The 21,494-nt window shown below is 62.6% G+C and carries 23 protein-coding genes; 10 read left to right on the top strand and 13 right to left on the bottom strand.

The window, feature by feature from the left end; all coding sequences use genetic code 11:
• Nucleotides 1-33 precede the first annotated feature (33 nt).
• The 7 genes from JHD64_RS17220 to JHD64_RS17190 all read right to left on the bottom strand — a co-directional run bounded on the left by JHD64_RS17220 (nt 34) and on the right by JHD64_RS17190 (nt 6,667).
• Nucleotides 34-1,071, bottom strand: coding sequence for a histone deacetylase family protein (locus JHD64_RS17220; protein WP_199054461.1), 1,038 nt, complete (start codon nt 1,069-1,071; stop codon nt 34-36).
• An 80-nt stretch (nt 1,072-1,151) separates the two neighbouring features.
• Entirely contained in the window at nt 1,152-2,195 is a 1,044-nt protein-coding gene (locus JHD64_RS17215; RefSeq protein WP_199054459.1) for an extracellular solute-binding protein, read from the bottom strand.
• A 66-nt stretch (nt 2,196-2,261) separates the two neighbouring features.
• On the bottom strand, nt 2,262-3,050 hold the full coding sequence (locus tag JHD64_RS17210; protein ID WP_199054457.1) for an ABC transporter permease: 789 nt from the start codon (nt 3,048-3,050) through the stop codon (nt 2,262-2,264).
• 1 nt (nt 3,051) lies between these two features.
• Complete coding sequence (locus tag JHD64_RS17205; RefSeq protein ID WP_199054456.1) at nt 3,052-3,942, bottom strand: ABC transporter permease; 891 nt, start codon at nt 3,940-3,942, stop codon at nt 3,052-3,054.
• Nucleotides 3,932-5,017, bottom strand: a complete 1,086-nt coding sequence (locus JHD64_RS17200) for an ABC transporter ATP-binding protein (protein WP_199054454.1) — start codon at nt 5,015-5,017, stop codon at nt 3,932-3,934. Before JHD64_RS17200 ends, JHD64_RS17205 begins: the two co-directional genes overlap by 11 nt.
• Before the next feature lie 96 nt (nt 5,018-5,113).
• Nucleotides 5,114-5,299, bottom strand: coding sequence for a hypothetical protein (locus JHD64_RS17195; RefSeq protein WP_199054453.1), 186 nt, complete (start codon nt 5,297-5,299; stop codon nt 5,114-5,116).
• Between the two features lie 315 nt (nt 5,300-5,614).
• Complete coding sequence (locus JHD64_RS17190; protein ID WP_199054452.1) at nt 5,615-6,667, bottom strand: AraC family transcriptional regulator; 1,053 nt, start codon at nt 6,665-6,667, stop codon at nt 5,615-5,617.
• A 210-nt stretch (nt 6,668-6,877) separates the two neighbouring features.
• Here JHD64_RS17190 and JHD64_RS17185 point away from each other — a divergent pair, with 210 nt between their 5' ends.
• The 3 genes from JHD64_RS17185 (at nt 6,878) to JHD64_RS17175 (ending at nt 8,825) form a co-directional block, all read left to right on the top strand.
• Nucleotides 6,878-7,381, top strand: a complete 504-nt coding sequence (locus tag JHD64_RS17185) for a hypothetical protein (RefSeq protein WP_146215966.1) — start codon at nt 6,878-6,880, stop codon at nt 7,379-7,381.
• A gap of 5 nt (nt 7,382-7,386) precedes the next feature.
• Nucleotides 7,387-8,313, top strand: coding sequence for a DUF2145 domain-containing protein (locus JHD64_RS17180; RefSeq protein WP_199054451.1), 927 nt, complete (start codon nt 7,387-7,389; stop codon nt 8,311-8,313).
• Between the two features lie 131 nt (nt 8,314-8,444).
• Entirely contained in the window at nt 8,445-8,825 is a 381-nt protein-coding gene (locus JHD64_RS17175) for a hypothetical protein (RefSeq protein WP_199054450.1), read from the top strand.
• A 72-nt stretch (nt 8,826-8,897) separates the two neighbouring features.
• Here JHD64_RS17175 and JHD64_RS17170 read toward each other — a convergent pair whose 3' ends face one another.
• Nucleotides 8,898-9,803, bottom strand: coding sequence for a DMT family transporter (locus JHD64_RS17170; RefSeq protein WP_199054449.1), 906 nt, complete (start codon nt 9,801-9,803; stop codon nt 8,898-8,900).
• A gap of 119 nt (nt 9,804-9,922) precedes the next feature.
• Between JHD64_RS17170 and JHD64_RS17165 the strand changes: the two genes are divergently transcribed.
• A complete protein-coding gene (locus JHD64_RS17165; RefSeq protein ID WP_199054447.1) occupies nt 9,923-10,411 on the top strand; it encodes an Lrp/AsnC family transcriptional regulator in 489 nt (162 codons plus the stop codon).
• 21 nt (nt 10,412-10,432) lie between these two features.
• On the opposite strand, the gene JHD64_RS17160 is transcribed toward JHD64_RS17165, so the two are convergent.
• The 3 genes from JHD64_RS17160 to JHD64_RS17150 all read right to left on the bottom strand — a co-directional run bounded on the left by JHD64_RS17160 (nt 10,433) and on the right by JHD64_RS17150 (nt 13,245).
• Entirely contained in the window at nt 10,433-11,035 is a 603-nt protein-coding gene (locus JHD64_RS17160; protein WP_059285709.1) for a CBS domain-containing protein, read from the bottom strand.
• Nucleotides 11,036-11,349: 314 nt separating this feature from the next.
• Nucleotides 11,350-12,738, bottom strand: a complete 1,389-nt coding sequence (locus JHD64_RS17155) for an aminopeptidase P family protein (protein WP_199054446.1) — start codon at nt 12,736-12,738, stop codon at nt 11,350-11,352.
• Nucleotides 12,739-12,966: 228 nt separating this feature from the next.
• Nucleotides 12,967-13,245: a hypothetical protein gene (locus tag JHD64_RS17150; RefSeq protein ID WP_199054444.1), complete on the bottom strand. Its 279-nt coding sequence runs from the start codon at nt 13,243-13,245 to the stop codon at nt 12,967-12,969.
• A gap of 181 nt (nt 13,246-13,426) precedes the next feature.
• On the opposite strand from JHD64_RS17150, the gene JHD64_RS17145 reads away from it, so the two are divergent.
• Complete coding sequence (locus JHD64_RS17145) at nt 13,427-14,542, top strand: fimbrial protein (protein ID WP_199054437.1); 1,116 nt, start codon at nt 13,427-13,429, stop codon at nt 14,540-14,542.
• A gap of 50 nt (nt 14,543-14,592) precedes the next feature.
• On the opposite strand, the gene JHD64_RS17140 is transcribed toward JHD64_RS17145, so the two are convergent.
• On the bottom strand, nt 14,593-15,855 hold the full coding sequence (locus JHD64_RS17140) for a benzoate/H(+) symporter BenE family transporter (protein ID WP_233170565.1): 1,263 nt from the start codon (nt 15,853-15,855) through the stop codon (nt 14,593-14,595).
• Nucleotides 15,856-15,967: 112 nt separating this feature from the next.
• On the opposite strand from JHD64_RS17140, the gene JHD64_RS17135 reads away from it, so the two are divergent.
• From JHD64_RS17135 to JHD64_RS17115, 5 genes are all read left to right on the top strand, one after another.
• Nucleotides 15,968-17,401, top strand: coding sequence for a PLP-dependent aminotransferase family protein (locus JHD64_RS17135; RefSeq protein ID WP_199054435.1), 1,434 nt, complete (start codon nt 15,968-15,970; stop codon nt 17,399-17,401).
• The gene (locus JHD64_RS17130) at nt 17,401-18,501 is read left to right on the top strand and encodes an NAD(P)/FAD-dependent oxidoreductase (RefSeq protein WP_199054433.1); all 1,101 of its coding nucleotides are present in this window, start codon (nt 17,401-17,403) and stop codon (nt 18,499-18,501) included. The genes JHD64_RS17135 and JHD64_RS17130 overlap by 1 nt, the downstream gene beginning before the upstream one ends.
• Nucleotides 18,502-18,508: 7 nt before the next feature.
• Nucleotides 18,509-19,108 (top strand): MOSC domain-containing protein, encoded by a 600-nt coding sequence (locus JHD64_RS17125; protein ID WP_199054431.1) that lies wholly within the window; start codon nt 18,509-18,511, stop codon nt 19,106-19,108.
• A 101-nt stretch (nt 19,109-19,209) separates the two neighbouring features.
• Entirely contained in the window at nt 19,210-19,971 is a 762-nt protein-coding gene (locus JHD64_RS17120; RefSeq protein ID WP_199054473.1) for a DeoR family transcriptional regulator, read from the top strand.
• 40 nt (nt 19,972-20,011) lie between these two features.
• On the top strand, nt 20,012-20,560 hold the full coding sequence (locus JHD64_RS17115; RefSeq protein WP_199054429.1) for a peroxiredoxin: 549 nt from the start codon (nt 20,012-20,014) through the stop codon (nt 20,558-20,560).
• Between the two features lie 122 nt (nt 20,561-20,682).
• Here JHD64_RS17115 and JHD64_RS17110 read toward each other — a convergent pair.
• Nucleotides 20,683-21,494: DMT family transporter (locus JHD64_RS17110; protein ID WP_199054427.1), on the bottom strand; the 812-nt coding region annotated here is incomplete at its 5' end.

Raw genomic sequence — 21,494 nt, 5'->3', positions numbered from 1 at the left:
AGTCAGGGAGGCCAGCCGGCCTCCCCGCCATTCTCAGCCCGCCACGCTGTCAAAGCCGGACAATACATTTACCGCATTCACCCCGATGTCCTCCACCGCATAGCCGCCTTCCATCACAAACAAGGTGGGCAGGCCCAGCCCGCCAATGACTTCACCCATGCGCAGGTAGTCGGCGTTCTTTAATTTGAAGCGCGAGATCGGGTCTTGCTCGAAGGTATCCACCCCCAGCGATACCACCAGCGCGTCCGGCGCATAGGCGGCAATCTTGCTGCAGGCATCGGCCAGCGCCGGGCCGTAGTGCGACCAATCGGTGCCATGGGCCAGCGGGTAGTTGTGATTGAAGCCCAACCCGGCCCCTTCCCCGGTCTCGTCGGCATGGCCGAGGAAATAGGGGTACTCCACCATGGGGTCGCCATGCAGGGACAAAAACTGCACATCGCTGCGCTGATAGAAAATGCTCTGCGTGCCGTTGCCGTGGTGGTAGTCCACATCCAGGATCGCCACGCGCTTGGCACCCTTGTCCAGCATGGCCTGGGCGGCGATGGCGGCGTTGTTGAGGTAGCAATAGCCGCCCATGTAATCCGCTGCGGCATGATGGCCGGGCGGACGGCACAGGGCAAAGGTGCTGTGCCCGGTGGCCAGCATGGCATCCAGCCCGCTCAGCGCCACATTGGCCGAGGAACGGATGGCCTGCCAGGTGCCGGCGGTGATGGGCACCCCGGCATCAAAGGAGTAATAGCCCATCAGGCCGTCGATATCCTGCGGGATACGGTCGGTACGCAGGCCGCGCACCGGCCATACCAGCGGCAGCGCATCATGATTGCGGCCTTCGGCCTGCCACAGGCTCCAGGCTTGCTCCAGAAAACGCACATAGCCCGCGTCATGCACGCGCAACAGCGGCTGCAGCCCGTGTTCGGTGGGGGCGATGATGTCGCCCAGCCCGGTTTGCCGTACCCGCTGCAACACCATGTCGGCGCGGCTGGGCATTTCAAAGCAAGGTTTGAGAGTACCGTCAATCAACTCGGCATTGCCGTGGTGCAGGTGGTGGTCATCACTGTAAATCGTCAGCATGCAGGTCTCCTTGCCGCAGGTGGGGAACCGGAGGCATTGTGTTGTGTTTGCAAGGGAAAGCCGGCCTCAGCCGGCAAGTGTCATTTCTTCAGCTTGGTCCACACCCGGTCGCGCAGGGCATTGGCCTTGGCCGAACAGTTCTTGTTGGGCACAAACAGTGCGCGCATGGCGGCGGTGGGGTTGATGGCCGGGTCGGCCTTGAGGTCGGCGACAAAATAGGCAGAGCTCCCCTTGATGGCATTGTTGTAGCCAGTGAAGTTGGAGGCCTCGGCGATATTCTTCGGTGCCATCATCCAGTTGATGAAGGTGAGCGCGTTATCGCGGTTCTTGGCGCCCTTGGGGATGACCAGATTGTCGTTCCAGAAGGGGATGCCCTCTTTCGGATAGACAAACACGGCGGACTTCAGCTTCTGGCGGGTGCGGTAGGCGGCACCGTTCCATTGCTGGTGCATGATGACTTCCTGCGCCTGCATGCGCTCGATGGTGCCGTCGGAGTTATACATGGCCAGCATGGGCTTTTGCGCTTCCAGCAGGTCCTGGATGCGCTTGGCCTGCTTGGGGTCTTCGGTGCACTGGTCCACCTTCAGATAAATGGCGGCGGCCTTGTACAGCTCGGCCACGTCATTGAGCGCCACCACCTTGCCCTTGAGCGCGGCCGGTGGAGTGAAGAAGCTCTTCCAGCTATTGTCCAGCTTGCCGCCCGGCACGCGGCTGGCGTCATAGGTAAAGCCGGTTACCCCCCACATGTATGGCGCGGAGTATTCGCGTTGCGGGTCAAAATCCGGCTTGTTGAGCGGCGCTTCCACCAGCTTGAAATTGGGCATCTTGCTGACGTCGATTTTTTCCAGCAGGCCTTCGTCACGCATGATTTTCACCATGTAGTCAGACGGCACCACCACGTCGTAGCCTTTGGCCCCGGCCTTCAGCTTGGCCAGCAGGGATTCGTTGGAATCAAACACATCCAGGTTGACCTTGATGCCGGTTTCCTTCTCGAAGCGCTTGAGCAAATCCTGCGGAATGTAGTCGGACCAGTTGTAGAGGTTCAGCTCTCCTGCGGCCATGGCCGAGGTGGATACCAGCAGTCCAGCCGCCAGGGCCAGCGCATGCAGTTTGCAGACTTTCATGGCAATTCTCCTTCGTATGTTGTGCAACAAGCGAAACATGAGGGGCGGAACAGCCGCCGACCCGGTTCAGGATTTGCGCTGGCCCATCCAGTAGGACAGCGCGACAAAGGCAATGGACACCAGCAGCATCAGCGCCGACACCGCATTCACTTCCGGGGTGATGCCCATGCGGATCAGGCCGAAGATGTACACCGGCAGCGTGGTGGCACCGGCACCGGCCACAAAAAAGGTGATGACGAAATCGTCCAGCGACACGATGAAAGCCAGCATGGCGCCGGACAGCACACCGGGCAGGATCAAGGGCAGGGTCACCCGGCGGAAGGTGGCAAACGGCCCGGCGTACAGGTCCGCCGCAGCTTCCGCCAGCCGTGGGTCCAGCCCTTCCAGCCGGGCGCGGATGGGCAGGTAGGCAAAGGGAATGCAAAACACGGTGTGGGCAATCAGCACCGTCATCAGCCCCAGATCCAGCCCCAGCGCCAGGAAAAACAGCAAGGAGGCCACCGCGGTGACGATTTCCGGCACCAACAGCGGCAGGCCCAGCATGGCATTGATGAAGGCCTGGCCGCGAAAGCGCTTGCCCGCCATGGCCAGCGCCGCCATGGTGGCAAAGCTGGTGGCCAGCAGCGTGGCACCGCAGGCGATGATCAGCGAGTTCTTGGTGGCCCGCAGGATATTGTCGTTGTCCATCACCTTCAGATACCAGTCGAAGGAAAAACCGGTCCACAGCGTGGCAATGCGGTTGGCGTTGAAGGACAGCACCACCAGCACCACGATGGGCAGGTAGAGATAGACAAAGGCCAGCATGGCGGTGGGGGTGACACCACGAAAGCGCCACAGGGTATTGGAGGCTTGCATGTCATTCTCCCGGAGGGCGCTGGAAGCGCCTGGTGTAAACCCACATCGCCAGCAGCACCAGCGCCAGCAACATGAAGGACAAGGCAGCACCGAACGGCCAGTTACGCGCAGTGCCAAACTGGTTCTGGATCAGGTTGCCTATCATCAGGCTCTTGCCGCCGCCCAATAGCTCGGGGATGTAATAAGAGCCGATGGCCGGAATGAACACCAGCAGGCAGCCCGCTACGATGCCGGGCATGGCCAGTGGCAGAATCACCCGCCGCAGCGCCTGCCAGCGGTTGGCGCCAAGGTCGAAGGCTGCTTCCACCAGCCGCCAGTCCATTTTTTCCAGACTGGTGTAAATGGGCAGCACCATGAAGGGCAGGAAGGAATAGACAAAGCCGATGGCCACCGCGGTGGGGGTGTACAGCACATCCAGCGCACCCTGGCTCAAGCCCAACCAGGACAGGCTGCTGTCGATCAGCCCGCCGTTGCGCAGCAGCAGCATCCAGGCGTAGGTGCGCACCAGCAGGTTGGTCCAGAACGGGATGGAAATCAGCAGGATCAGCCGCTGGCGGGTTTTTTCCTCTTTCAGCGCGATATACAGCGCAGTGGGAAAGCCGATCAGCAGCGTCACCACCGTGGCAAAACCGGCCAGCAAGAACGAACGGCCGAAGATTTGCAGGTAATCGCTGTTCAGCGTGAGGCTGTCGTCCAGATCGCGCTCGTACAGGAATTGCACATAGGCATCCAGGCTCCATTCATGCCAGCGCACGCCGCCATAGGTGTCCGGCGCCAGTACCGACATCCAGGCCATCAGCAGCATGGGCAGTACCATGAACAGCAGCAGGGTGAGCGTGGTGGGCGCCAGCAGCAGGCGGCGACGCCAGCGCCGTTGTGGGTCAAGCGACATGGTCGGCCTCCTGCAAACGGTGGAAGGCACCCGGCTGCGCCGACAGCTGCACGCTGTCACCCACCCGCGCCAGCCGCACCGCGCCGCTGTCATTGGTATTGCGCACCCGGCAGGGCTGACCGTCGGCCAGTTGCACGGTGTAAACGGTATCCACGCCGCGATACACCACCTCGGACACCACGCCGTGCAGGCCGCTGCCGCTGGTGGACAGTTGCAGGCGCTCGGGCCGCACTGCCAGCGCGGCATGGCCATCGTGGCCTTGGTCCAGCACGGTGCCGGGCAGGCTGCCTGCTTCGCCAAAGTGCAGCAGACCATCAGCCACCCGGCCTTGCAGGAAGGAGGTTTCGCCGATGAAATCGGCGACGAAGCGGTTGGCAGGGCGGTCGTAAATGTCCTCCGGGCTGCCCACCTGTTGCAGCTTGCCCGCCGACATCACCGCAATGCGGTCGGACATGGTGAGCGCTTCTTCCTGATCGTGGGTGACAAACACAAAGGTGATGCCGGTTTCACGTTGCAAGCGCTTGAGCTCCACCTGCATTTCCTTGCGCAGTTTCAGGTCCAGTGCGGACAGGGATTCGTCCAGCAGCAATACCTTGGGCGATGGCGCCAGCGCACGGGCCAGCGCCACCCGCTGCTGCTGGCCGCCGGACAGCTGGTGCGGGCGACGGCGGGCAAAGCCGGACAGCTTCACCAGCTCCAGCTTTTCCGCCACGATGGGCTTGATGTCGGCCGCCTTGACCCCGCGCATTTCCAGCCCGAAGGCGACGTTTTCTGCCACGGTCAGGTGCGGAAACAAGGCATAGCTCTGGAATACGGTATTTACCGGGCGCTGGAAGGGCAGCTTGCCGGCCAGCGATGCGCCATACAGGCGGATGTCGCCGCTGCTGACGTCCTCGAAGCCGGCAATCATGCGCAGCAAGGTGGTCTTGCCACAGCCGGACGGGCCCAGCAGGGTAAAAAACTCGTTCTCGCGGATGCTCAGCGCAATATGGTCCAGCGCCAGTACCGCATGTTCATCATGACCAAAACGCTTGCAGACATGGTCGACCTCAATGGCCACACGATTGCCGCTCATGGCAGTCCTCCGGTGCAAATGCAGTGAAAACACGCCCCCGCACCACGCCGCATGGCGGTGGTGTTGGGCTGCTGTCAGGGTCAGGAAAGCCTGGCGCTACACGCCGGGCGGACGGGCATGGCCGCACGGAATCAGCCGTGCAGCCGGGTCATGGCACAGGAAGGAACTGCCGTGGCAGCGCGGGGAACAGTCCCCCTCCGGCAGCGTGCCGCTTGGCCGCAGGGACTGGCGCATGGTCGGGCATGGCGTCGCCGGGATGGCGACAGCGCAGGGTTTGCTCATGGTTTCTCCTCCGTTTTGTGTGATCGGACCTGGCATTGCCTATGGGCCGGGCAGCCGCGGGGCACTCTCCTGGCGAGGGAGAACTGGCCTTGGCAATGACATCGAGTGGTCCGTCTTTTTTTATTCATTCTGCCAACAAGCGCCGCGGCGAAAAGATACATAGCGGTCAACTATGGGATAAATACGGCCAAAAATGGCCTGCCAACCGCGTGCAGGATGGCTCCCATCGCTTGGGACAGGCCATTCCGGACAGGGCAAACCTGTCCCTTGGCCGGCAAGCCAGCCGGGGCAGAACAAAGGGGTGCAAAGGCGGCGTCAGCGGCGCAAATCGGAGGGGCGCTTGCCGGTCCAGCGGGCAAAGGCATGGCGAAAGCTGGCGGCTTCGGCAAAGCCCAGCCGCTCGGCAATCATGCTGATGGACAGGCTGCTTTCCTGCAGCAGATGCAGTGCCTGCTGGTGCCGCGCCTGATCCAGCAGGGCCTGGAAGGAGGTGCCCAGCGCCGCCAGCTTGCGGCGCAGGGTGCGTTCGGACATATGCAGGGTGGTGGTCAGCTCGTCCAGCCGGGCAAAGCGTACCGGGTCGGACTGCATCAGCCGCAGCACCCTTGCCACCAGCGCCGAGCCATGGCTGCTGGCCCATTGCTGCTGCTGGCGCTGGCACTGTTCCAGCGCCATGTGAAAGCTGACCGCATCGGCCAGCGGCTGCGGCCGGTCCAGCCATTTGGCCGGAAACAGCAGCGCATTTTCCGCCATGTCAAAACTGCCGGCCTGGCCGAAAATGGCCGGATAAAGCCCGGCATGCGCGGGTGGGGCAAAGCTCATGTGCACCGCCTTGGGCGACCAGCGCACCCCCATGCAGTCGCGGGCGATGGTCCACATCGAGGACAGACACATTTCGGCATTGAAGCTGAGCAAATCCGCGCGGTAGCGATAATCGTCGGCCAGCAGCCAGGCTTCCTTGCCACGCTCCTCCAGCCGCAGGGTAAAATAGCTGGCCAGCAGCAAGGGAAAGCGGATGGCGGTTTCCAGTGCCACGCGCAAGGTGGGGCTGACCAGCATGGTGTAACCCAGAATGCCGTAGTTGGAGGTATGCATGGCATGGCCCAGCCGCAGGCCAAGGGCATCGTCCTGCGACAGGCGCCGGGCCGTGTCGAACACGGTGAGTTCCTGATGATGGTTGATCAGCCGCGCCGGCTCCAGCAGGCGTTCCGGTGGAATGCCGCTGCCGGCCAGCAGCTCGGCCGCGGCAATGCCCTGTTCGGCCAGCACATTCACCGTGGACACGATGGCGTGCAGCGACACCGGCCGGCCGGCAGGGTTGTCGCCGCCGGACAAAACAAGGCTGTCCTTACCGGAAGACTGGGCCAAGCGGTTTTCCTCGTGTTTTGCATGCAATGGCCTGATCTTGCCGCCCGGATAGCCGCCACACAAGTGAGGCTGGCGGGTGGCCGATCAATTTTTGTAAATCTGCTTGTGCCAGGCCGCCGCCACTGGGAACAATAGCCCGGCACATGCAGTCTACCGTTGCCACAGCCGGCTTGACCGACAGCCTGTTCAGCGCAGGAGGCCACTGCTGCAATGACTTTTCTCACCGCAAGATTTCGCACCGTGATAGATAACGCCAAGACCATGACCCATCTGAAGAAAACCATTGCCGGCACCCTGCTGCTTAGCCTGGGCCTGCTGTGTGCGTCGGCACAGGCTGCCGTCTCCCTGCTTTCCGTCTCTGACAGCGTCAGCGCCACGGTGGGCAGCATTTCCACCTCCTTGCAGAACTCCTCCAAGGCTGTTGGCAAGATTGCCGAAGGCGACTACAAGGTGGTGGCCGTGGCCCAGGCCGAGCAAGCGGGCAAAACCCAGCTCACCCTGGTACCGGTGGCTGCCGCCAACAATACCGAACCGTTCAATCTGTTCGTGGCCCAGGCGGATGTGAAGCACAGCGGCGTGGAAACCGGCCAGATCGTGCATGCGCAGAAGCAAGCCTATGGCCTGGTGTTTGCCCGCGCCGACAACCAGCAGCCGTTTGCCCTGCTGCTGGATCAGGCCTGGAAATCCGAAGTACAGCCCAAAGTGGTGTCCTGATCCTGTTGCACCGTTACACCGGCCGATGTCTGCAAGCCCTGCTGCTGGCAGGGCTGCTGGCCTTGGCGGCCACACTGGCCAACGCTGCGGCGGCATCGTCCTTGATGTTCTGCGAGCAGGCCTCACAGCAAAGCGTGGCACGCAAGAGCGACCTGCTGCTATTCAGCCAGCAGGTGCGCCAGCTGCTGGATGAATCCGGCCATCAGGCGGCCATCATCTCCCGCTCCGGGCTGGATCTGGAACGCTTTCACATCCGCCTGTCGCATGCCGGCATCAGCCTGCGCAACAATCCCAATACGCCGTGGTCGGTACGTCAGCTCTACTACGCGTGTGACGAACAGCGTCCGCATTTGTACGACCAGGGCCTGCCCGGCTTTCTGATCGACCAGCCGCAAGGCAGCAATGTCTATCTGTCCATTCTGCTGTTGCCGGCCAAACAGGAAGCACAACTGGTGGAGGCCGCACTGGACAACAAGCTGTCGCTGCAGCTGCTGGGGGCGGACTACAGCGCCAATGCCTATCCCTTCTCCACCCGCTACCAGAACTGCAACCAGTGGCTGGTGGAGCTATTGGCCCACGCCTGGGGGCAATTGCCGGGTGCAGGCGATGGCCGCAGGCAGGCACAGGACTGGCTGCAACAACAGGGCTATCGCCCGGATATTGTCGATGTGAAGCACCGCTACATGGTGTGGGCGGCCAATGTGGTGCCGCTGGTGCACAATGGCGACCACCCGGACAGCGAACTGGCGGCAAACCGCTATCAGGTGAGCCTGCCCGCGGCCATTGAAGGTTTTGTGCGCCAGCAGATTGCCGGCAGCGAACGCATACAGGTATGCCTGCGTGGCAAGACCCTGGTCACCCACCATGGCTGGGACGACATGGCGGATGATTGCCAGCCGGCAGAGGGTGACACCGTGCAACAGCTGGACTAGGCAGTGGCCGGGCGCAAGCCAGCGCGCTTAACCTTTCTTTACCCGATCTTTACCTCCACCCCCCTCATGTCGTCGCTGTGCCATGCCGATAATGAAGCATCCGATCATCATTTGTATGCAGCGAGACCGTGATGGATATCAGCAAAGCAAACGCGGTAAACAATAGCGGCACCAGCACACTGAGCGCTAACGGCCAGACTGCCGCCAGGGCGGGCAAAGACAGCAACACGCTGGACAGCGATGGCAAGGCGGCAAGCGCCTCGCCCTCCACCATCGTGAAACTGCAAAGCAAGGGCAAGGCCGACAATACTGGCAGCGACAGCAATGCCAGCAGTGCGGACGACAGTTCGCCCTCGGCGGTGAAGTCCTTCACCTATGGCGTGTTGAACCTGCCCGACCCGGCAGCCGAGCCCGCCCCGGCAACGCCCCAGTCCGACAACAGCTATTTCACTGCCGGACGCTGGGCGGCGGCGGCGGTCACCGTCGGCACGCTGATTTCGCTGGTGGTTTGAGTCTGCATCCCACTGCATCGTCAACATGCAAAAGGCCGCTTTGCAGCGGCCTTGTTGTTTCGGCAGCCCGGTTCAGCGCCGGGCGATCAGCACAATCCCCAACCCCACCAGCAGCATGCCGGCCAATTCGCGCGCCAATGGCCATTCTCCCAGCTGCAGCGCCGCCATCCCTACCGCCAGCAGCGGAATCACCAGCGCGTTGAAACTGAGCGTGCTGGCCGGCAAGCGCTTGAGCAGCCACAGCCAGGCCAGCCAGCCCACCGCGCTGGACAGCACCCCGGCATACAACAGCCCCAGCACAAAAGCGCCGGACCAGTGGATATGGGCAAAATCCGCCCACGGCCACAGCGCCAGAATGGGCAGCAAGCCAATCAAGGCTTGCCAGGCCGAAAAATTCAGGCTGTCGAGCTGACCACAGCGCGTCGCCCGCTTGCTCAGTACCGAACCGAGCGCCCAGAAGAAACCGGCCAGCACCGCCAGCAGCATGGGCAGCACACCGCCATGTAGCTGCCAGGGCGCCACAATCAGCATCAGCCCGACAAAACCGGCCAGCAGCGCCTGCCGGGTACGACGGCCAAACGGTTCGGCCAATAGCCAGCGCGACAGCAAGGCCACCCAGAACGGCATGGTGAACACCAGCACCGAGGTACGCCCGGCCGCCCCGGCCACCAGCGCCAGGGTAATGGACAGGCTGTACAGGCAAGTGGTGCTCAGCCCCACTTGCGCCGCCTGCATCAGCCGCTGCGGCCGGATGGCACGGCCACGCGCCAGCAGCACGCCAAACAGGGTCAGGCTGCCCAGCGTGGTACGCAGGATCAGATGGGTAATGGGTGTGGTGGCCTGCAAGGTCTGCTTCATCACCACATAGTTGTAGGCCCACAGCGTCACCAGTGCGGCAAACAGCAACATGGGCAGCCAGCGTGCTGACGCGGCGCTGCGGGACAGGAAGGGGTTGAGGGTGGTAGTGGAAGCCGACATGGTGCATCTCCGATGGATGCTGCCAGTGTAAGCAGCACGCCAGCTTGCACCGCTGCGTTTTACTGCGTCAGAATGCACGCAAACTGATGATTTTGAATATTCAATGCAGGAAAACTGATATGGCGGATGAAAAACAGCTGGATAGCTACGACCGCAAGCTGCTGGCGCTGTTGCAGGAAGACGCGCGCCGCACCCACGATGAACTGGCCGAAGCCGTCAGCCTGTCGCCCACCGCGGTTACCCGGCGGCTGAAACGGCTGCGCAGCGAGGGCATCATCCGCCGCGAAGTGGCCCTGGTGGACCCGGCCGTGCTGGGGCGACCATTACGGCTGGTGGTGAATGTGATTCTGGAGCGCGAGCGCATTGCGCTGGTGGATGCCTTCAAGCAGGCCATCCGCGCCGCGCCGGAAGTGGTGGAGTGCTACCACGTGACCGGGCGGCCGGACTTTGTGCTGGTGGTGCTGGTACGCGACATGGGCGATTACGAGCGCTTTTGCCGGGAACACATCATGAGCAATGACAATGTGCGCGAGTTTGAATCGCTGGTGGTGATGGAAACCACCAAGTACAGCACCGCCGTACCACAAGACACGGCGGGCGAAGGCTGATGCCCCAGCCCATCCGTGGGACTAGCCCTCGTGCAGCAGCGCGTGCTGGATTTCCGACAGTGCCTGCGGCACGCGCATGAAGTTGAGCGGCATGCCCAGCCGCCGTGCCATGTGCGAAGTTGAGAACATGCCGCACAGCTGGTAATGGCCGGTGTTCAGGTCCAGCTCGGCCACCAGCGCATGCTGCCGCCCCTGCTGCTTGAGCGTGGCCACCATGTGGCCGACGGTGGCGTGCTGCACATCGGCCAGCGACAGCATTTCCAGCTCGCTGCGCGGCGTCATCACATCGCGCACCAGCACTTCATCATGGCGCTTGCCATGTTCCAGCATGCACTGCACCGGGCGCTCACCCAGAATATCCGACGCGGTGATCAGGCCCACCAGCCGGCTGTCCTCATCCTGCACAAACAGCAGGCGGATGCCACGGCTGATCATCAGGTTATGCGCGTGACGCAGGATTTCATCCTCGCCAATGCTGACCGGATCGATGATGCGCAGGTCGGTCATCACCTCCAGCGCCGGGCTTTTCAGATTGATGGGACGCAGCGGACGCTGATCCAGATGCACCAGGTCGGTATGTTTGGGCATGGCCATGGATGGCAGCGCTTGAAATGAAGTTTCCATGTGACTCTCCAGCTGGATCGATGTTGTTGTCTGGCCAGACGGCGAGGCCTGGTCACAGTGGCACGACAGGCTGGCTGTCGCGTCGCTGACGGGCTGGACCGGCGCTGTCTCCCCCGCTACGGTCCAGATTTCATTCTAGGCAGGATTTTCCGGATGCAAGGCCGCTGTTCGCAGCATGCTGCAAATTTGTGTTGCAGCCCTCTGCGGATGAATGGCCGGGCGAAACATGCCGGGCAGCAGGCGGCCAGCCGTACGGCACAAACAAAAACCGCCCCTCGGGGCGGTTGGCATGTCTGGCACAGCAAATGCCACGGTCACTGCTGCATGATGGCTTCCAGCTCTTCCACGGTTTTGGGAATCGGCTCGCCCAGCACCCGGCTGCCGCTTTCCGTCACCAGCACATTGTCCTCGATGCGGATGCCGCCAAAACCAGTCATCTCGGCAAAACGGGCATAGTTGATGTACTGGCTGTGGCGGCCTTCGGCCTGCCAGGCGGCGATCAAGGCCGGAATGAAATAAATGCCCGGCTCCACCGTCAGCACCATGCCGGCTTTCAGCGCCTTGCCCAGCCGCAGATAGCCCAGGCCAAACAGCGGGCTGCGCTGCACGCTGTCGTCATAGCCCACCAGATCCTCGCCCAGACCTTCCATATCGTGCACATCCATGCCGATCTGATGGCCCAGGCCATGCGGGAAGGCGATGGCATAGGCACCGGATTCGACAATCTCCTCCACCGGGCCATGGAAGAAGCCCAGTTCGCTCATGCCCTGCACCATCACCTGCGCCGCCAGCTTGTGCACATCCAGATAGCGCACGCCGGGCTTGATGGCGGCAATGGCCTGCAACTGCATGTCCAGCACGATGTTGTACAACTCACGCTGTTGCTGGTTGAAACGCCCGCCCACCGGGAAGGTACGGGTGATGTCGCTGGCGTAGCCGCCGCCCGAGGTACAGCCGGTGTCGTTCAGCACCAGATCACCCTTTTGCAGCACATTGTCGTGGGCATGGTTGTGCAGCACCTCGCCGCGGCGCGAGAAAATGGACGGGTAAGCCAGCTGCCAGTCGTGGCGGCGCATGATGCCTTCCATGATGCCCACCACCTGATGTTCCACCACGCCGGGGCGCGAGGCCTGCATGGCGGCCACATGCATGGCTCCGGTCACCGCCAGCGCGGCTTCCATTTCCGCCACCTCTTCCGCGCTCTTGATTTCACGCAGCGCCACCACGGCGCGGGTAAGCGCGGGCGAGAAGCCTGCCGCCACCTCGGCCGGATGCACCTGCAGCAGGCGACCCAGCTCCAGCCGGGTTTCGCCGCGATACGGGGCCAGGTAGTGAATCGTCCGCCCGGCAGCCCGCGCAGCGGCCAGCACCTGCTCCAGCGCGGCATAGGGCTGGCTGTGGCTGATGCCGGCACGCGCGGCGCGCTCGGCCAGCGTGGGCTGCGGGCCGGTCCACACGATGTCGGCCACTTCCGGATCATTGCCGAACAAGGTGGTGCTGCCAGCCGCCGTGTCGATCAGCGCCGCCATGCCCGGCTGGTTCTGGCCAAAGAAGTAGCGAAAGCTGGAGTCCTGCACAAAGGGAAAGATGTTGTCGTGGTAGTTCATCGGCGAATCCACATTGCCGACGAACAGCAGCAGGCTGCCCGGCAGGGACTGTTGCAGCGCCGTGCGGCGTTGCAGATAGGTAGCGGCAGAAAACATCGTGTTCACTCCTTTTTCAACCATGTCAGCCGTGCCAACGGCACCCGGACGGCATTTTATGGCCGATATCGCACTGACTGGAAAATTGTATACAGAATGACCACTGTACACGGCAGGCCGGGACATGACCAGCTTGCCACCTCGCGGCAAGCGCTGCAGACCCAGGCAAAGCAGGGTGTCACCACCCAGAGCACGCCCGATGCATCGGCCCTGTTGCTGCAAAAATCATCAAGCATGCTTTAGAAATGAGCCTGGCAGCCCTGGCCAAGCTGTGCCGACGCCAGCCATCGCGGGGCAGGACAGAAAGGCAGAACGGCGCAGCCGTTTTTTACGGCTGTCGCGGCCAATATCCGCAGGATTATCTGGCTTCCCTTTAAAAAGTGCCTTGATTATCCGCTGCGCTTTTAGCGCAGCCAATAAAATGGCATGACAAGCCTGATACAAGGTGCAAGACCGCGGCAATACTTGCTTGCGCTGATTATTCGACCAGCCAGCGGAGAAATGCATACAGGGCAAACCCGAAAAATGGTCAGTTGTCTCCAAATAGAAAATCGCATATTAAAACGCTAATTATTCGCCAAATATATTATAAATCTGAACTATCCATTTAGCTAAAAGAAAGTTCCCAGTACGCACTGATCATTTTATTTTACCCTGTCGACGGGTTTATTTTTTTGGATCTTGCCAAATGAAACACTGCCGTGATTCCGCAAGAATGATCATCCGCAATAGTCTGCCCAGCAGCCAGGCCGCAGACCCGGTCAGTCATAAAATATTCAAAAAAATCTTCTTGGTCCTGGCTGGCCTTCTGGCCTTGCACTCTTCCACTGCCTTCGCTTACTGCATCGACCCGCTCGGCGGTAAGATCGTTTTCCCGTCATTCAAATTCAATGCCAACAGCATTCCCATCAATGGCAAAATTGGCAATGAAATCATCTCTGGCGATATCCCTGTGGCACAATGCGGCTCTCCCGACCTCAGACGCATTTTTTGGATATGGGGCCTGACATCCCATTACGTCACAAGCATCAATGGCCGCAATATTTACCGGACAAACACCGCGGGAGTGGGATTTTCCTTTGGCTTTGAGCCAGGCAATTTTTGCCAGTCCAATGGTACGACCTGGTTGGCCGGGGGGAGTAATAACCAAGCCCAATACGCATGCGAAGACACCGTCAATAGCGCACGTCGCTATGACTATCTTGGTCGCTTTCATTTTCAATTGTATAAAATCGGTAATATAGCCAATATCGACAATAACACCATCTCATTCCCCACCGGTTACGGCTTATATGTCCACTACTACCAGACCGAATGGAACCGGCCAACTGGCGGCTTTCTCGTCACACCCCGCACCTCAGCGTTTACCATTACCGCCGACAGCTGCACCCTGCAAAACCTCAGCCCGGCCACCGTCAATCTGCCACCAATCGATGTAAGGCGACTGCCTGCACTGGGTAGCACGGCAGGTAATGTACCTTTCAGCATCACCGTCAACTGCCCCTACCCCACCAGCCTGAGCATTACCTTTACCGACAATAATAAAATTGGCCAAACCAGCAATATTCTTAGCGCAGCATCGACATCAAGCAGCAAAGGACTGGGCCTGCAATTGCAACATAATCAAAAAATAATCAGCTTTGGACCAGACTCCTCCGAACCCGGCACCATCAATCAAATCGTTCTTAATAACAAGCTGACCGGCCCGCAGACCTTTACCTTTACGGCATCCTATATCCGCACCGGTCCGATCACCCCGGGCATGCTCTCCGCCGCGGCCACCTTCACCCTGTCCTATCAATAAAAATGGCCGCTTGCTGCTGCAGGCGGCCATTGTCTTGTCTGACTCAACGCTCAGTTTTTGCCCTGTATCACCGGCTTGCTGGCCGGCGTGCTTTTGGGGCGCGCCTTCAGCAGCCAGGACACACTGCCACCGGCCAGTACCGCCCACAGCGGAGAACCCAGCCCGGCGATGGTGACGCCGGATGCCGCCACCACAAAGGTAAGCAAGGCCGCTTCGCGGTGGCCCTCGTCCATCAGCGCCGCGGTAAGCGATGAGGCCAGCGTACCAAACAGCGCCAGCCCGGCGGCCGTTACCACCAGCGCCTTGGGCAACAGCAGCACCAGGCCAGCCAGTGCGCCGCCGGCAATGCCCAGCACGATGTACAACGCCCCGCACACCAGTCCGGCCATGTAACGGCGCTGCGGGTCGGGGTGGGCTTCCGGCCCGGTACAGATGGCGGCGATGATGGCCGCCAGCGTCACGCCATGCCCGCCCAGCGGCGCAGTGATGACCGAAGCCAGCCCCAGCACGGTGACCGGCGAGCGCGCCGGAATGTGGTAACCAGAGGCCGACAACACCGCCATGCCGGGCAAGAACTGGCTGGTGAGCGCCAGCAAGGCCAGCGGCAAGGCCAGGTTGACGAAGGCCGTCCACGACCATTGCGGCATGGTAAACAGCGGGCCGCTGCTACCCTGCCAGCTGCCGCCCGTGCCATACATGCCTTGCCAGCTGGCAATGGCCAGGCCCAGGCCAATGGCGGCCAGCAGCGCAAAGCGCGGAAACAGCTTGCGGCCGATGAAGAACAGCACCGTCATCGGCACCACCAGCAGCGCCTGCTGGCTGGCGGCAGCGGCCACATCGGCGACAAAGTGGAAGAGGATGCCGCCCAGCATGGAGGCAGCCAGCGAGGCCGGAAAGATCTTCATCAGCTTGTCGAAGGCACCACTCACCCCCACCAGGGTGACCATGACGGCGGCGGCGAGAAACGCCCCCACCGCCTCGCCATAGGGCACGCCGGGCAAGGCGGCCAGCAGCAGTGCGGCACCGGGTGTGCTCCAGGCGGTAATCACCGGCACCCGCCAGCGCAAGGTCAGCCAGATACCGGCCACACCGGAGGCAATGGACACCGCCCACACCCAGGAACCCAGCTGGGCCGCACTCAGCCCGGCCGACTGGGCGGCATGCACAATAATAAGAAAGGGGCCGGAATACCCCACCAGCAGCGCAAGCACTGCGGCAAGGCCGGCCGAAGGCGAGAAATGCGACCAGCTGAACGGCACACGATCAGCATGCATCGGGCTGGCAGGAGACTCGCGCGGGGAAAGGGTGGACATGGATGACTCCAGATGCGTTGATGGGTACAGGCTAGAGCAAGCCGGCCCACCTGCCTTCCCACAGCGGCCACAAACAGCGTAGACTGGGCTGAATCTGTTATATAGAACAGCAATGACCGATCTTCCGCTTTATCTGCATATCGCCCACCAGCTACAGGCAAGGCTGGACAGCGGCGAATGGCCACCGGGCAGCCGCCTGCCGGCGGTGCGCCGGCTGGCCGCCGAGCACGGCGTCAACACCCTGACCGCACTGGCGGCCTACCGTCATCTGGAAGAACAACAACGCGTGGTGGCACGGCCGCGCAGCGGCTTTTTTGCCGCGCTGCCACGCCATGTCGCCAGCGGTACGATGGCGCCGCCCGGCCCCACCGCGGCGGCACTGGTGGATGTCGACAGCCGCATGAGCCAGCTGATCCGCCTGTCGGCCTCGTCCATCCGCCAGCAACTGCATATGGCCGAGGCGCACAGCAGCCTGTACCCGGCGCAGGAGCTGTCACGCCGCATGCAGCTGCTGCTGGCGCGCCAGCCCGAGCTGATCGGCGCCTACCTGCCCACAGCCGACCAGCAGCAGCTGCAGCAGCAAATACGGCGGCTGGCCGCCAGCTGGCAGCTGGACATCCCTACCGACCATATCCTGTTTACCCAGGGCATTACCGAAGCCATCAGCCTGTCGCTGCGTCACCTCACCCGGCCGGGCGACGTGGTGGCGGTGGAAACCCCGGTGTACTTCGGCCTGCTGCAAACCTTGCAGATCCTGGGGCTGAAGGCGCTGGAAATACCCTGCACGCCGGATGCCGGGCTGTCGCTGGAGGCGCTGGAATTTGCCCTGCGCCACGGTGCGCCGGTGAAATGCCTGGTGACCGTCACCAATTTCCAGAACCCCACCGGCGCGCTGATGCCGGACGACAACAAGAAACGCCTGCTGCAACTGGCCCGCCGCCACGGCCTGACCATCATCGAAGACGATGTGTTCGGCGAGCTGTACTTCGGCGTGCAGCACCCCACACCGCTCAAGGCCTGGGACCGCGACGGCGAGGTGATTTACTGTTCGTCCTTCACCAAGAGCTTTGCCCCGGCCTTCCGCCTGGGCTGGCTATCCGGCGGCCGCCACCATGCGGCACTGGAGCGGCTGCGTGAAAGCAGCAGCCTGGTCAGCCCGGCCATCCTGCTGGCGGTGTTGTCCGAGGTGCTGGCCAGCGGCGATTACGCCCGCATCAGCCAGCGCATCCGCCAGCAACTGAAGCAACAGATGGACGCCCTGGCCGATGCCGTGCTGGCGGCTTTTCCGCGCGGTACCCGCGTGCGACGGCCACAGGGCGGCATGCTGCTATGGGTGGAAGGCCCGGAAGGGCTGGACAGCCAGGCCATGCTGGAAACGGCCCTGGCGCGCTCCATCAGCTTTGCCCCCGGCCTGGTGTTCTCGGCCGAACCGCGTTTTGCCCATTGCCTGCGCATCAATTGCGGCCAACCCTGGTCCACCCAGCTGGCAGAAGACATCCGCACCCTGGGCTGGCTGGCTAGCGAACAACTGGCCGGGAGCCGCTGATGGACACACTGGATTGCGTGGTCATTGGTGCTGGCGTGGTGGAACTGGCCATTGCCCGCCAGCTGGCCATGGCCGGGCGCGAGGTGATGATTTGCGAAGCCGAAGCGCAGCCCGGCCAGCACACCAGCAGCCGTAACAGCGAAGTGATTCACGCCGGGCTGTACTACCCCACGGGTAGCCTGAAGGCCCGGTTGTGCGTGCAAGGCCGTGCCATGCTGTACCGCTATTGCGCCGAGCGGCACATTCCACACCAGCGTATCGGCAAGCTGCTGCTGGCCCACAGCGCCGCCGAACTGCCGCGCTTGCAGGACATTGCCCGCCGCGCCGCCGCCAATGGCGTGGACGATCTGCAATGGCTGGACGCCGCCGGGGTGCGGGCGCTGGAACCGGCCCTGAGCGCCCATGCCGCCTTGCTCTCCCCCTCCACCGGCATCGTCGACAGCCATGCCTTGCTGCAAGCCCTGCTGGCCGATGCCGAAGCCCACGGCGCGCAACTGGCCTGTCATTCGCCGGTGAGCGGCGGGCGTACCCTGCCACAGGGGCTGCTGCTGGAGATTGCCGGCATGCCCATACAAGCCCGGCTGGTGATCAATGCCGCCGGGCTATGGGCAGCGTCAGTTGCCACCAATATCGCCGGTGTTCCACGTGAAACCATCCCGGCCGCCCATTACGCGCGTGGCGTGTATTTCAGCCTGAGCGGGCGTTCGCCGTTCTCGCGGCTGATTTACCCGCTGCCGGAAGCGGGCGGGCTGGGCTGCCACCTGACGCTGGACCTGGCCGGCCAGGCGCGCTTCGGCCCGGATGTGGAATGGATAGATGGCGTGGACTACCGGCTGGACCCGGCGCGCGCCGCTGCTTTTTATCACAGCATCCGTCGCTGGTGGCCACAGCTGGCGGACGATGCGCTACAGCCCGCCTATGCCGGGGTGCGCCCCAAGCTGGTGGGGCCGGGCATGGCCGATGCCGACTTTGTCATCCAGGGCCCGGCCGAGCATGGCGTGGCCGGGCTGATCAACCTCTACGGCATCGAATCCCCCGGCCTGACCAGCTGCCTGGCACTGGCCGAGGCGGTGACTGCCCTGGCCAATCAACACCGATGAGACCGACATGAGCGACAGCCTCACCCTGCATTCCATCAATCTGGCCACGGTCAGCCCCATGCTGATCGAGGGCCGCCGCATCATGAGCGGCATCAACAAGCTACCCGTCAGCACCCTGCTCCGCCCCACGGCCATCACGCTGGGCAAGCTGGGACTGGCCGGCGACGAGCAGGCCGACCCCACGGTACACGGCGGGCTGGCCAAGGCCATCTACGCCTATCCGCTGGAGCATTATCCCTTCTGGGAGCAAGCCTGCCAGCAGCATGGCTCGCGCCACGCCGGTACCACACTGCACCACGGCATGCTGGGGGAGAACCTCACCATCAGCGGCCTGCTGGAACAGCATGCCTACGTGGGGGATGTGCTGGAATTTGCCGACTGCCGGCTGCAGATTACCGAGCCGCGCCAGCCCTGCTTCAAGTTCCAGGCGCACATGGACATGCGCCTCGCCGTCAAGCTGATGGCGCAAAGCGGCCATTGCGGCTTTTATCTGGCGGTGTTGCAAAGCGGCACGCTACGCGCCGGGGAATCCTGCCGCATCCTGCCCGGCCCGCGACAGCTGAGCATTGCCGAAGCCTTCCGCCGCAGGCTGCGCCGGCTGGATTGACATACCAGGGCAGACTGACGGCATTTGGCGAAATGCGCCGCTCATGTAGAATCAGTCAGCCTCCAACACTGCTGCATACAGACAAACGACCCGCCACCATGATCATTCTCAATCAGCGCCAGCAGGAACTGCTGGGCATCGTCCATCGCGAAAGCTATGTCACCGTGGAAAAGCTGGCTGCCCATTTTGGCGTCACCCACCAGACCATACGCCGCGACATTGCGCTGATGGCAGAACACCAGTTGCTGCAACGCTATCACGGCGGCGCCAGCGTGCTGTCCAGCGTGGAAAACGTGGCCTACAACGCCCGCCAGGTGCTGTGCATCGAGGAAAAACGCCGGCTGGCCGAGCTGCTGGCCAAGCAGATTCCCGACAATGCCTCCTTGTTCATCAATATCGGCACCACCACCGAAGAAGTGGCCAAGGCGCTGCACCGCCATCGCGGCCTCAGGGTGATCACCAACAACCTGCACGTGGCCGACATGATGGCCGACTACCCGGATTGCGAAGTCATCGTGCTGGGCGGCGTGCTGCGCAAGCGCGATCGCGGCATCACCGGCGAAGCCACGGTGCAGCTGATCCGCCAGTTCAAGGTGGATTACGGCATCATCGGCATTTCCAGCATTGAAAACGATGGCGTGCTGCGCGATTACGACTATCGTGAAGTACGCACCTCGGAAGCCATCATCCAGCAATCGCGCCAGGTGCTGCTGGCGGCGGACCATTCCAAGTTTGGCCGCCCGGCACTGGTGGAACTGGGCCATCTGTCCCAGGTCCATGCCTTGTTTACCGACAAGCCGGTGCCAGCGGAAATGGAAGCGGTGATTGCCGAAGCCGGCACCCAGCTGTTTGTGGCCGGCTGACCCTGACGCCCAGGCAACCGCAGTACTACGGAGTCATGCCATGAAACTGTTGTCCCGTCTGTGTCTGGCGCTGGGTGTCAGCGCCCTGCTGTGTTCGGCGCTGGCCCAGGCCGAACTGGCCAAGGGCGCCGCCGCGCCCGACTTTCGCACCGAAGCCTCGCTGGGCGGCAAGCGCTTTCAGTATTCGCTGAACGAAGCGCTGCAGCACGGCCCGGTGGTGCTGTATTTCTACCCGGCGGCCTTTACCAGTGGCTGCACGGTGGAAGCCCACCTGTTTGCCGAGGCGGTGGACAAATTCAAGGCACTGGGCGCCACGGTGATTGGCGTGTCCGGCGATGACATCGAAAAGCTGCAGCGCTTTTCCGTGTCCGAATGCCGCAGCAAATTCCCGGTGGCGGCCGATGGCGAGCGCAAGATCATGAAAGCCTACGACGCAGTGATGATTCCCGGCACCAGCTACGCCAGCCGCACCTCCTATGTGATCACCCCGGACCACAAGGTGTGGTACAGCTACAGTGCCATGGACCCGAACCAGCATGTGGCCAATACCATGAAAGCGGTGGAAGCCTGGAAAGCCGCGGGTCACTAAGACCCGCTCACAAAACCCCCGATTCTGCGTTGCGCCGACTTGCCGTACTCACGGTACTGTCTGCGTCGGCGCGCCTTGACTCGGGTGCTCTACGAGGTTTTGTGAGCGGCTCTAAACCGGTCTCAGCCAGCCCGCGCCGCCAGCGCCGCTCCACCGATGATGGCCAGGCAGGCCAATAGCAGGCTCCAGCTGGGCGTGGCCAGGCCAGCGGCCAGCAACAACAGGGTGGAAATCAGCGGCGCGGCATAGGACAACACCCCCAGCAGCGGCAGATCGCCCTGCTTCATGCCGATATCCCAGGTAAAGAAGGCGATACCCACCGGCCCCAGGCCCAGGGCCAGCACGCCCAGCCAGGCCGACCACGGTGCCGTCCATACCGTGCTTTCTCCGTACAGATGACACAGCGCCGCCAGCAAGGCCGTCGCGGCGCAAAACCAGCCCACGGCATCGGTCGGCACCTGCGCCACCAGCCGGCTGGCCACCGAATACAGCGACCAGATCAGCGCGCACAGCAAGGCCATCAGATAGCCGGGCAGATACTGGCCGGCAAAACCGCCCTGCCCGCCGCCCAGCAGCAACCAGCAGCCGCCCAGTGCCAGCAGGCCGCCCAACAGATGCCAGCGTGACAGGCGATGGCCGGGCAGCAAGGCGGAAAACAGCAGAATCAGCAGCGGCCACAGATAGGCCAGCAGGCTGACCTGCACCGCCGGGGCCAGCCGCATGGCCAGAAAGTAACAAAAGTGATAACCGAACAAGCCGCCCACCCCCAGCGCCCAGGCCAGCGGCGGCTGACGCAGGAATGCCAATGGCGACTGACCGGCGCGCAGCCATTTGGCCAGCATCAGGCCGAAGGCCAGGGCAAAGCTCATGGCCAGCAACTGAAACGGTGGAAACACCCCGGCGGTCAGCCGGGTCAGCAGGGCCAGACTGCCCC

It is taken from the genome of Aquitalea sp. ASV15, from assembly GCF_016429115.1.
Classification (GTDB): Bacteria; Pseudomonadota; Gammaproteobacteria; order Burkholderiales; family Chromobacteriaceae; genus Aquitalea; species Aquitalea magnusonii.
Note: the sequence above shows the minus strand (reverse complement) of the source record. Positions and strands in the feature narration are given on the sequence as shown.

Bases quoted from the DNA above. Each gene is read 5' to 3' on its own strand.
- JHD64_RS17220 (WP_199054461.1), bottom strand. From the start codon at position 1,071: ATGCTGACGATTTACAGTGATGACCACCACCTGCACCACGGCAATGCC.
- JHD64_RS17215 (WP_199054459.1), bottom strand. From the start codon at position 2,195: ATGAAAGTCTGCAAACTGCATGCGCTGGCCCTGGCGGCTGGACTGCTG.
- JHD64_RS17210 (WP_199054457.1), bottom strand. From the start codon at position 3,050: ATGCAAGCCTCCAATACCCTGTGGCGCTTTCGTGGTGTCACCCCCACC.
- JHD64_RS17205 (WP_199054456.1), bottom strand. From the start codon at position 3,942: ATGTCGCTTGACCCACAACGGCGCTGGCGTCGCCGCCTGCTGCTGGCG.
- JHD64_RS17200 (WP_199054454.1), bottom strand. From the start codon at position 5,017: ATGAGCGGCAATCGTGTGGCCATTGAGGTCGACCATGTCTGCAAGCGT.
- JHD64_RS17195 (WP_199054453.1), bottom strand. From the start codon at position 5,299: ATGAGCAAACCCTGCGCTGTCGCCATCCCGGCGACGCCATGCCCGACC.
- JHD64_RS17185 (WP_146215966.1), top strand. From the start codon at position 6,878: ATGACTTTTCTCACCGCAAGATTTCGCACCGTGATAGATAACGCCAAG.
- JHD64_RS17175 (WP_199054450.1), top strand. From the start codon at position 8,445: ATGGATATCAGCAAAGCAAACGCGGTAAACAATAGCGGCACCAGCACA.
- JHD64_RS17170 (WP_199054449.1), bottom strand. From the start codon at position 9,803: ATGTCGGCTTCCACTACCACCCTCAACCCCTTCCTGTCCCGCAGCGCC.
- JHD64_RS17165 (WP_199054447.1), top strand. From the start codon at position 9,923: ATGGCGGATGAAAAACAGCTGGATAGCTACGACCGCAAGCTGCTGGCG.
- JHD64_RS17160 (WP_059285709.1), bottom strand. From the start codon at position 11,035: ATGGAAACTTCATTTCAAGCGCTGCCATCCATGGCCATGCCCAAACAT.
- JHD64_RS17155 (WP_199054446.1), bottom strand. From the start codon at position 12,738: ATGTTTTCTGCCGCTACCTATCTGCAACGCCGCACGGCGCTGCAACAG.
- JHD64_RS17150 (WP_199054444.1), bottom strand. From the start codon at position 13,245: ATGCATTTCTCCGCTGGCTGGTCGAATAATCAGCGCAAGCAAGTATTG.
- JHD64_RS17145 (WP_199054437.1), top strand. From the start codon at position 13,427: ATGAAACACTGCCGTGATTCCGCAAGAATGATCATCCGCAATAGTCTG.
- JHD64_RS17140 (WP_233170565.1), bottom strand. From the start codon at position 15,855: ATGTCCACCCTTTCCCCGCGCGAGTCTCCTGCCAGCCCGATGCATGCT.
- JHD64_RS17135 (WP_199054435.1), top strand. From the start codon at position 15,968: ATGACCGATCTTCCGCTTTATCTGCATATCGCCCACCAGCTACAGGCA.
- JHD64_RS17130 (WP_199054433.1), top strand. From the start codon at position 17,401: ATGGACACACTGGATTGCGTGGTCATTGGTGCTGGCGTGGTGGAACTG.
- JHD64_RS17125 (WP_199054431.1), top strand. From the start codon at position 18,509: ATGAGCGACAGCCTCACCCTGCATTCCATCAATCTGGCCACGGTCAGC.
- JHD64_RS17115 (WP_199054429.1), top strand. From the start codon at position 20,012: ATGAAACTGTTGTCCCGTCTGTGTCTGGCGCTGGGTGTCAGCGCCCTG.